8 protein-coding genes are annotated in these 8,566 nt (G+C 64.5%); 2 read left to right on the top strand and 6 right to left on the bottom strand.

Going from position 1 to position 8,566, the window contains the following annotated elements; genetic code table 11:
- A partial coding sequence (locus VMH34_09165) for a type II toxin-antitoxin system death-on-curing family toxin (protein ID HTT08942.1) occupies window positions 1-246 on the top strand: 246 nt, incomplete at its 5' end.
- A gap of 3 nt (window positions 247-249) precedes the next feature.
- On the opposite strand, the gene VMH34_09160 is transcribed toward VMH34_09165, so the two are convergent.
- The 3 genes from VMH34_09160 to VMH34_09150 are packed head-to-tail and all read right to left on the bottom strand — an operon-like array spanning window position 250 to window position 4,516.
- On the bottom strand, window positions 250-1,359 hold the full coding sequence (locus tag VMH34_09160) for a 3-deoxy-7-phosphoheptulonate synthase (GenBank protein HTT08941.1): 1,110 nt from the start codon (window positions 1,357-1,359) through the stop codon (window positions 250-252).
- 9 nt (window positions 1,360-1,368) lie between these two features.
- Entirely contained in the window at window positions 1,369-3,309 is a 1,941-nt protein-coding gene (gene acs, locus VMH34_09155) for an acetate--CoA ligase (protein ID HTT08940.1), read from the bottom strand.
- Window positions 3,302-4,516, bottom strand: a complete 1,215-nt coding sequence (locus VMH34_09150; GenBank protein ID HTT08939.1) for a helix-turn-helix domain-containing protein — start codon at window positions 4,514-4,516, stop codon at window positions 3,302-3,304. The genes acs and VMH34_09150 overlap by 8 nt, the downstream gene beginning before the upstream one ends.
- Before the next feature lie 169 nt (window positions 4,517-4,685).
- Between VMH34_09150 and VMH34_09145 the strand changes: the two genes are divergently transcribed.
- Window positions 4,686-5,324 carry a TIGR02281 family clan AA aspartic protease gene (locus tag VMH34_09145; protein HTT08938.1) on the top strand — a complete coding sequence of 213 codons (639 nt, stop codon included), beginning with the start codon at window positions 4,686-4,688 and terminating at the stop codon, window positions 5,322-5,324.
- 77 nt (window positions 5,325-5,401) lie between these two features.
- Here VMH34_09145 and VMH34_09140 read toward each other — a convergent pair whose 3' ends face one another.
- The 3 genes from VMH34_09140 to VMH34_09130 are packed head-to-tail and all read right to left on the bottom strand — an operon-like array spanning window position 5,402 to window position 8,466.
- A complete protein-coding gene (locus VMH34_09140) occupies window positions 5,402-5,920 on the bottom strand; it encodes a DUF6580 family putative transport protein (GenBank protein HTT08937.1) in 519 nt (172 codons plus the stop codon).
- Window positions 5,921-5,953: 33 nt separating this feature from the next.
- Complete coding sequence (locus VMH34_09135) at window positions 5,954-6,502, bottom strand: cob(I)yrinic acid a,c-diamide adenosyltransferase (protein ID HTT08936.1); 549 nt, start codon at window positions 6,500-6,502, stop codon at window positions 5,954-5,956.
- An 11-nt stretch (window positions 6,503-6,513) separates the two neighbouring features.
- Complete coding sequence (locus tag VMH34_09130; protein HTT08935.1) at window positions 6,514-8,466, bottom strand: TonB-dependent receptor; 1,953 nt, start codon at window positions 8,464-8,466, stop codon at window positions 6,514-6,516.
- Between the last annotated feature and the right edge of the window lie 100 nt (window positions 8,467-8,566).

The raw sequence follows: 8,566 nt of genomic DNA, 5'->3' as shown, positions 1-8,566 counted from the left end.
TCGGTATATGCCGATCTAATCGAAGTAGCAGCCGCCTATCTGTTTTACGTTTGCCGCAATCACGCTTTCATCGATGGCAACAAGCGCACAGCCATGATGTCGGCGATCCTGTTTCTTCGCTTCAATGGCGTGGAACCCACGTCTGACAGCGACGACTGGGAAACTTTGATGCTGGATGTTGGCGCTTCGCGTCTGGATCGCGAACAGACTGCTGTGCGTTTGCGCAAGCTGCTGAACACCATCTAATTATTAATTTTTGGCGGCGAGCTTGCGGCGGCGTTCGTAGGTGTCGCGGGCGAGCTTCACGTCTTCCAGAAACCACGGCAGTTCTTCCAGGGTCAGTGCCTGCGGGCCATCGACCAGCGCCCTGGCCGGATCGGGGTGGAAATCGATCAGCACCATGTTGGCGCCGGCGATGACGCCCTGCGCGGTGACATGGAACAGATCGGGGATGCCGTCCGGCGCGACGGCGCGGCTGCCGACGGAGTGCGAGGGGTCGATGCACACCGGCATGTGCGTGAGCCGCTTCACCACCGGCACGTGGGCGAAGTCGACCAGGTTGCGGTGCGGGTCGCCCATGTTGGTCTTCATGCCGCGCAGGCAGAAGATGACGTTGTGGTTGCCCTCGCTCGCCAGATATTCCGCCGCATTCAGCGATTCCTCCAGCGTGATGCCGAAGCCGCGCTTGAGCAGGATGGGGAACCGGCGCTGGCGGCCGGCGCTCTTCAGCAGCTCGAAGTTCTGCGTGTTGCGCGTGCCGATCTGCAGCATGACGCCGGTCGGGTTGCCGGCGCGCTCCAGCGCCTCGCCGATCTCGGCGATGTGGGCGTCGTGGGTGATCTCCATCGCCACGACCTTGATGCCGTACTTGCCCGCCAGCTCGAACACGTACGGCAGGCAGTTTTTGCCGTGGCCCTGGAAGGCGTAGGGGTTGGTGCGCGGCTTGTAGGCGCCCATGCGCGTGCACACATGGTCGTGGGCCTGCAGCGCCCTGCACATCTGCTCGACGTGCTCGCGCGTGCTGACCGCGCACAGGCCGGCGAAGACGTGGAAGTTGTCCTGGCTGAAGGTGACGCCGTTGTATTCGAAGCCGCCGGCGCGGGTGTCGTCCTTGTGGCGGCCGAGCACGCGGTATTCGCGCGACACGCGCACGACGCGATCGACGACCTCGAAGGCCTCGATTTCCTTCTGGTCGAGCGTGCTGGTGTCGCCGACGAGGTAGATCTCCGTCAGCGTCTGCTGGGTGCCCACTTCCTCGTGGATGCGGGACGTTATATTGGGCAGGTGCGCGAGGTAGTCGCTGAGCCGCCGGTAGGCCGCGCCCTTCTTGTCCGTGTCGGGCTTGAGGATGACGATCATGCAGGGCGGCTATTTGTGCGCGCGGTTGGTGATCAGATCATCGACCACCGCCGGATCGGCGAGCGTGCTGGTGTCGCCCAGGTTGTCGAGCTCGTTGGACGCGACCTTGCGCAGGATGCGGCGCATGATCTTGCCGGAGCGGGTCTTGGGCAGGCCCGGCGCCCACTGGATGACGTCCGGCGTGGCGATGGGGCCGACGGTCTTGCGCACGTGCTGCACCAGTTCCTTCTTCAGGTCGTCGGTCTGCCGCATGCCGACCTTGAGCGTCACGTAGGCGTAGATGCCCTGCCCCTTGATCTCGTGCGGGTAGCCGACCACGGCGGACTCCGCCACCGCCGGGTGCAGATCGAGCGCGCTTTCCACCTCGGCGGTGCCGATCAGGTGGCCGGAGATCTTCATGACGTCGTCGACGCGGCCGGTGATCCAGTAGTAGCCGTCCTTGTCGCGGCGCGCGCCGTCGCCGGTGAAATAGTAGCCGTGGTACATCTTGAAGTAGGTATCGACGAAGCGCTGGTGGTTGCCGTAGACGGTGCGCATCTGGCCGGGCCAGGAGCGCTTCATGCAGAGATTGCCCTCCGCCGCGCCCTGCAATTCCACGCCCTTGTTGTCGACGATGGCGGGCTCGATGCCGAAGAACGGCAGCGTCGCCGAGCCGGGCTTCAGTTCGGTCGCGCCGGGCAGCGGTGTGATGAGATGGCCGCCGGTCTCGGTCTGCCACCAGGTGTCCATGATCGGGCAGCGGTGCTCGCCGACGACGCGGTGGTACCACTCCCAGGCCTCCGAGTTGATCGGCTCGCCCACGGAGGCGAGGATGCGCAGCGACTTGCGGCTGGTGCGGGTGACGAACTCGTCGCCCTGCGCCATCAGCGAGCGGATCGCGGTCGGCGCGGTGTAGAAGATGGTGACCTTGTGCTTGTCGATCACCTGCCAGAAGCGGCCGGCGTCCGGCCAGGTGGGGATGCCCTCGAACATCAGCGTGGTGGCGCCGTTGGCGAGCGGCCCGTAAAGAATATAGGAGTGGCCGGTCACCCAGCCGACGTCGGCGGTGCACCAGTGGATGTCGCCGTCGTGATAATCGAAGACGTATTTGTGCGTCATGGCGGCGAACAGCAGATAGCCGCCGCAGGCGTGCAGCACGCCCTTGGGCTTGCCGGTGGAGCCGGAGGTGTAGAGGATGAAGAGCGGCGCCTCCGCGTCCATGGGCTGCGCCGGGCAGTCGGCGGCCGCGGCGGCCATCGCCTCGTGATACCAGACGTCGCGCCCTGGCGTCCACGGCGCCATGCCGCCGGTGCGGCGCACGACCACCACGTTGCGCACGTTTGGACAGTTGGCCAGCGCCGTGTCGGCGTTGGCCTTGAGCGGCACCTTTTTGCCGCCGCGCAGCCCCTCATCGGCGGTGACCAGCAGCTTGCAATCGGAGTCGAGGATGCGGCTCTCCAGCGCGCCGGGGGAGAAACCGCCGAAGACGACGGAGTGGATGGCACCGATGCGGGCGCAGGCCAGCATGGCCACGGCCGCCTCGGGGATCATGGGCAGGTAGATCGACACGCGATCGCCGGCCCTGACGCCCAGCGACTTCAGCACGTTGGCGAATTTGCCGACCTCGGCGTGCAGTTCGCGGTAGGTGATGCGCTTCTGGACCTTGGGGTCGTCGCCCTCCCAGATGATGGCGGTCTGATTGCCGCGCCTGGCGAGATGACGATCGAGGCAGTTGTAGGCGACGTTGAGCTGCGCGCCCTCGAACCAGCGGACGTGCACGTCGTCCACGAAGGACCAGTCGCAGACCTTGTTCCAGCGCCGCGTCCAGGTCAGGAATTCCTCCGCCTGCTCGCCCCAGAAGCCTTCCGGATCCTTGAGCGAGCGGGCGTACATCTGCTCGTACTGCTCGCGGTTGATGTAGGCGCGCGCCTTGAATTCCGGCGGCACGGGGTAACGCTTGTCTTCACTCATTGTCATCGTCCGCCGTGTACCGCTGCTTGATGCGGCGGTAAATGGTACTGCGATTCACGCCCAGCCGCTTCGCGGCCAGGGTGATGGAACCGTCCGCGGCGGCCAGCGCCTGGCGGATGATCTCATCCTCCAGTTCCCGCAGCCGCAGGGGGCGCCGGGCCGGCGGCGCGGATTCGTCCGGTGTTGACGGCTTGTGCCGGGCGAACATCTTTTCCATGAACACCAGCACGTAACCCAAAAGCCGACGGTCGTGGTACGCGGGCTCCACGTGCAGGCGCAGGGCGCCGCTGCCGTTCTCAAGAAAGCAGGCGACTTCCAGATCGTCGCCCTGCCGGCCGTGGCAAAGAGAACGCACGATGTCCCACAGCTGCGGATTGAGGAGGTCCAGCGCGCGGTTCATGATCGCCGCCGCCTCCCATCCCATCTGGCGGGCGGCCTGTTGATTCATTTCCAGCACGCCGCCGTTCCTGTCGAGCAGCAGCAGACCGTCCGCCGGCCAGCGCCGTTCCAGCGCGCGATAACGGGTGCGCAGGATTTCGCGATCGCGCCAGGACCCCTGCTGCAGTTTGTGCTCGACCGCCTGCGCAATGGCGACGGTCAGCGCCATGGTCTCGATGTGCGCGTGGCGCGCGGGGCCGGTGATGTCCACGGCGCCGAGCACCGTGCCGCCGGCGGGATCGCGCACCGGGCTGCCGTAGCACACCCACGGCTGCCAGCCGCGGCAGTAATGCTCGGAACCGAACACCACTTCCGGACGTCCCAGCCACAACGGCGTGCCGATGCCGTTGGGGCCGACGATGTCCTCCGACCACAGGCCGCCAGGGCGGAAATTGATGCGCTCCAGGTGATCGCGCGTGTCGCGATCGCCGACGCTGTGCAGGATGCGGCCCTGCGCGTCGGCCAGCACGATGACGTGGCCGGAGGCGTGAATCATCTGCGCGTAGGTCTGCAACACCTCGCCACCCGCGCGTCCCAGCGTCTGGGTCGCAAGGATCTCCTCGATTTCCTCCAGCGTGATGCGCGTGGGCGCGCGTTCGGCGACCGGGTCGATGCCCCGCTGCCGTGAACGCTCCCAGCTTTCCAGGATGACCGGGCGCGGCGGGGATTCGCCGCGGATCCGGCCGCTGCCTATGAATTGCTCCCAGGCCCGGTTGAGTTGGCGGTTTGCCCGTTCCGGGTCGTGAGGAACCGTATGGCCCGGATGCATGCTGCAATGCCTCCCAGGTGAATGATATGGATTCTTCAATGCGTATGATGTTGCTCGATTATTATAGTCTCAATCCGGATATGGGACCGCAAGTCCGCGGCAAATTTTTCGCTGGAATCAGCGGTCAAACCGTCTCAAAATGCAACATTATCGGTCTGGTGGGTTTGACATGCGTCAAGTAGCCGTCATTTTTTTGCTGATCACCGCCCTGCCGGCGGCGGCCGTCGACAAGATCGATGTCGTCGGCCTGTTCAAGGACAAGGCGGTCGTGGAGATTGACGGCAGGCCGCAGGTCCTCAAGGTGGGCGAGACGCGCGCCGACGGCATCAAGCTCATCAGCGCCAACAGCAAGGAGGCGGTGATCGAGATCGCGGGCAGGCAGACCACCTATCAGGTCGGCGCCAGCACCAGCATCGCGGCCATGGCGCCGCCCGAAGGGACGATAGTGCAGATTGGGCCGGATGCGCAGGGCATGTATCTCGCCGATGGCACCATCAACGGCTATAGCGTGAAGTTCCTGGTGGACACCGGCGCCACGACGCTGGCGATGAACCGGGAGACCGCCAAACGCCTGGGCATCGACTACAGGGTGGACGGCAAATCGGGCACCGCCCGCACCGCCTCCGGAATCGTCAAGGCCTACGGGGTCACGTTGAAAAAGGTCACCGTCGGCGATATCGCGCTGAACGACGTGCAGGCCATCGTGATCGACGGCGACAGTCCGGCGGAGCCGTTGCTGGGCAATACCTTTCTCGGCCGCCTCGACATCAAGCGCAGCGACAAGATCCTGGAGTTGATTAAAAAATAAACGCCGGCGGCTGATGCAAAACTACCGCGAGGGTCATCTGCGCCGTTGCTCCTCTCGCAACGTTGTGCATCCACCCGTCAGATGGATTGCGCCGCGTTTACTGCGCGCGGCCGCAGCAGCAATGCCGCCGTGCCGAACAAAAGCGCGCTGTAGAACAAATCCCCCAGCGCGGTGTAGTGGAAGAACGGCAACGCGGCGATGTAGCAAAGTACAAGCCCCGCCGCCGTGTGCGGATACATGTTCTGCGTCGCCCACACGCCGTAATTGGTGAGCGCGAAAAAAAGCAGCGACCCCGACAGGCTGGCGAGCACGATGTTGCCCGTCGCGTAATGCCGGGACAGCCATCTCCCCAGCCCAACCATCAGCAGGAAGGCCGCATAGACGTAAGGCTGGGTGCTGTGGAAACCGAGCACGACGTCGGTCAGCAGCATCGCCAGCAAGGGCACGGCGCAGGCCCAGCGCCGATCCGCCAGGTAACAGCCGGCGAAGAGCGCCATCGCCGCCACCGGGGTGACGTTGGGCGGGTGCGGCAGCAGGCGCGCCAGGGCGGCCAGTCCGATCCATGTGAGCACGAGTACGAGCGTTTTGTTGCGCATGGTGGCTCTCCTCATTCGTTCCATTTTAGCAGGCTAGACCCGACGCGGGTTGCGCCATAATTTTTCCGCGCCCTCCGCCCGCGCCAGGATGCGGGCGGCGTTGAACAACAGGTCCGACAACCGGTTCAGGTAAATCATGGTCTGGTCGGCCAACGGTTGACGGACATGCAGGGCGCATACCGCGCGTTCCGCCCGCCGGCACACGGCGCGCGCCAGATGACAGATGGCCGCCGCGCGGCTGCCGCCCGGCAATGTGAATTCCTTCAGCGGCGGCAGCGTGGCGTTCAACTCCGCGCTCGCCGCCTCCAGCCGTGCCACCTGGGCGGCGCCGATCATGCTTGCGCCCGGCAACGACACCCCCCCGCCCAGATCAAACAACTCATGCTGGACCTCCGCAAGGTGTTTGCGCAACGATTCCGGCAGCGTCTCGGCGAGCAACAGTCCCAACCAGCAGTTCAACTCATCGACTTCACCAATGGCGACAATCCGCGGATCGGTCTTGGAAACACGCGATCCATCGGCAAGGCCGGTGGCGCCGTCATCGCCGGTGCGGGTGGTGATTTTGGATAATCTGTTGCCCATGTCCAAACCTGCTAGTCGTAGGTATAGCCTACCGTAACCAGAAAATTCCTTCCGGGCGACGGGAAGCGCGCGGTTTCGGTAATGAACAGCGGCGCGCGGAAACCGGTCTGGGCATTGTCGGAATAATCCTTGTCCAGCAGGTTGTTGATGCGCATGTTGACCTCCAGTCCCCGCCACCGCCAGCCCAGATTGAAATTGCCGATCACGTAACCGGGCGCCCCCGGCAGGGTGCCGGCAAAATCGCCGACCGCGGTGCGGTCGCTGATCCCATAGACGTCGAGATAGGCGGTGAAGTTGTGCGGCAAGCGATACTCCGCGCCCACCGAGCCGGTATGGGCGGCGACGAAGGGAACGTCCAGTCCCGCCGACGGCCCGTCGGTGATCCCGGCATCGACGAAGCCGTAATGCATCGAAAAAGTCAGCGGCGCATACGGCGTGTAGCGCGCCTCGGCGATCACGCCGACACGCCGGGTGCCGCCGATGTTGGTGTTGATGAACTTGACCGGGTCAAAATCAATTTCATTTTTGAGATCGAGCACGTAGCCGGTCACGCTGGCCGCCACCGCCCGTCCCTCCCAGGCGCCGCCGAATTCCGCCGAGCGGCCCTTCTGTGCGGTTGGGATTTCACCGCCGAAGCTGGCGCTGGTGTATTCATCGGCCAGCACGAAGCGGTAATTGGTCTCCACCCGCCCGAACAGCCGCAGCGCCGGTGAGTATTGATAAGACAGGCCGAGCTCGCTAGCGCCGCCGTCATCGTCGATCCCGGTGTGCGGCGGCAGCAGCGCGCCGGTGATGTCATTGGTCACACGCGCCTGCCGGTGGCCCACGGTCAGCGACAGATCCCGGTTCAACGGGTAGATGAGCCGCGCATAACCGGAATATTGGTTCTGTTTGTCGTCGATCGTTCCCAGAATGGAATTGAGAAAAAAGCGCGTGGCGTAAACATCGGCGCCGATCGTCAGCAACGCCTCGCCGTCGCCCGTGTCCCAGCGGTGATAAATCCGGGGCGTGAATTCCTGATGATGGCGCTTGGTGAGTACCGGCCCGCCGACACCACCCACGCTGAGCACGCCGCTGGCGCCGCTGTAGCGGTTGGTCAACTCGGCCTGCGCCTCCCAGCCATGGGCCAGGTCGAAGTTGAAGCCCGCGCGGGCCGCGTCGGTGCGGGTCTTGATGAAGTCTCCGGGATTCAAGGGTTGTTTACGATCCACGGCGATTTGATCGAGAAACAGCGCGCCCGGGGTTTGCAGGTTCTCGAAAATGGACTGGTACTCGAGGAACGCGCCGCCTTGCGCGCCGCGATAGTCCAGCTTGCCGCTCAGGCTGTCGAAATCCGAGTCGTTGCTCCGGCGATAGTTGTCGTTGTCGCGTTTGACGCCGGAGAAACGATAGCCGATGCCGTTGTCGTGCCGGTCCTCCACCATTATGGACTCATCGTGGTGATCGTAGCTGCCCGCCTGTACCGCGGCGCGCGCGCGCAGTTTCCGCGGCGCGCGGGTGATGATGTTGATGACGCCCGCCACCGCCTGATCGCCGAACAACGTGCCGCCGCTGCCCTCGACGATCTCTATGCGCTCGATGTCCTCCAGCGGGATGGTATTGAGATCGGGATTGCCGAGGTCGGCGTTGTTGAGCCGGCGGCCATCGACAAGGATCAGCGTGTTGGCCTGCGCGTTGCCGCCGAAGCCGCGCATGCTGACGGTGGGACGGCTGCCGTCGCCGAACAGATCGGAAATCTGTATGCCGGCGTGGCCGCGCAGCAGGTCGGCGAGATTGGTTACGCCGCTGGTTTCGATCTCCGTGCGGTCGATGATGCAGATGTTCGCCGGTGTCGTGACGCTGTATTCCGAGGAACGCGTGGCGGAGACCACCACCGGCGCCAGACTCTCCGGTTCTTCCGCCCGGCTGGCGGCGGGCAAAAACACAAACGCGCAAAAAAGCAACGCCTCGGACCGCTGCAACATGACTCCTCCCCGCAGTGCCCACCGCACTGAAAATCAAATGTATGTCGACCGGCACTGAGGGGGGTAAAGGCGGCGGAAGATGAGAACCTGCGCCACCCTC

The sequence above is a fragment of the Gammaproteobacteria bacterium genome (assembly GCA_035501935.1).
Taxonomy (GTDB): domain Bacteria; phylum Pseudomonadota; class Gammaproteobacteria; order JAJPIJ01; family JAJPIJ01; genus JAJPIJ01.
The sequence above is the reverse complement of the archived record's forward strand: the minus strand, read 5'-3'. Positions and strand labels throughout refer to the sequence as shown.

Coding starts and splice junctions, on each gene's coding strand:
- VMH34_09160 (HTT08941.1), bottom strand. CDS start 1,359: ATGATCGTCATCCTCAAGCCCGACACGGACAAGAAGGGCGCGGCCTAC.
- acs (HTT08940.1), bottom strand. CDS start 3,309: ATGAGTGAAGACAAGCGTTACCCCGTGCCGCCGGAATTCAAGGCGCGC.
- VMH34_09150 (HTT08939.1), bottom strand. CDS start 4,516: ATGCATCCGGGCCATACGGTTCCTCACGACCCGGAACGGGCAAACCGC.
- VMH34_09145 (HTT08938.1), top strand. CDS start 4,686: ATGCGTCAAGTAGCCGTCATTTTTTTGCTGATCACCGCCCTGCCGGCG.
- VMH34_09140 (HTT08937.1), bottom strand. CDS start 5,920: ATGCGCAACAAAACGCTCGTACTCGTGCTCACATGGATCGGACTGGCC.
- VMH34_09135 (HTT08936.1), bottom strand. CDS start 6,502: ATGGGCAACAGATTATCCAAAATCACCACCCGCACCGGCGATGACGGC.
- VMH34_09130 (HTT08935.1), bottom strand. CDS start 8,466: ATGTTGCAGCGGTCCGAGGCGTTGCTTTTTTGCGCGTTTGTGTTTTTG.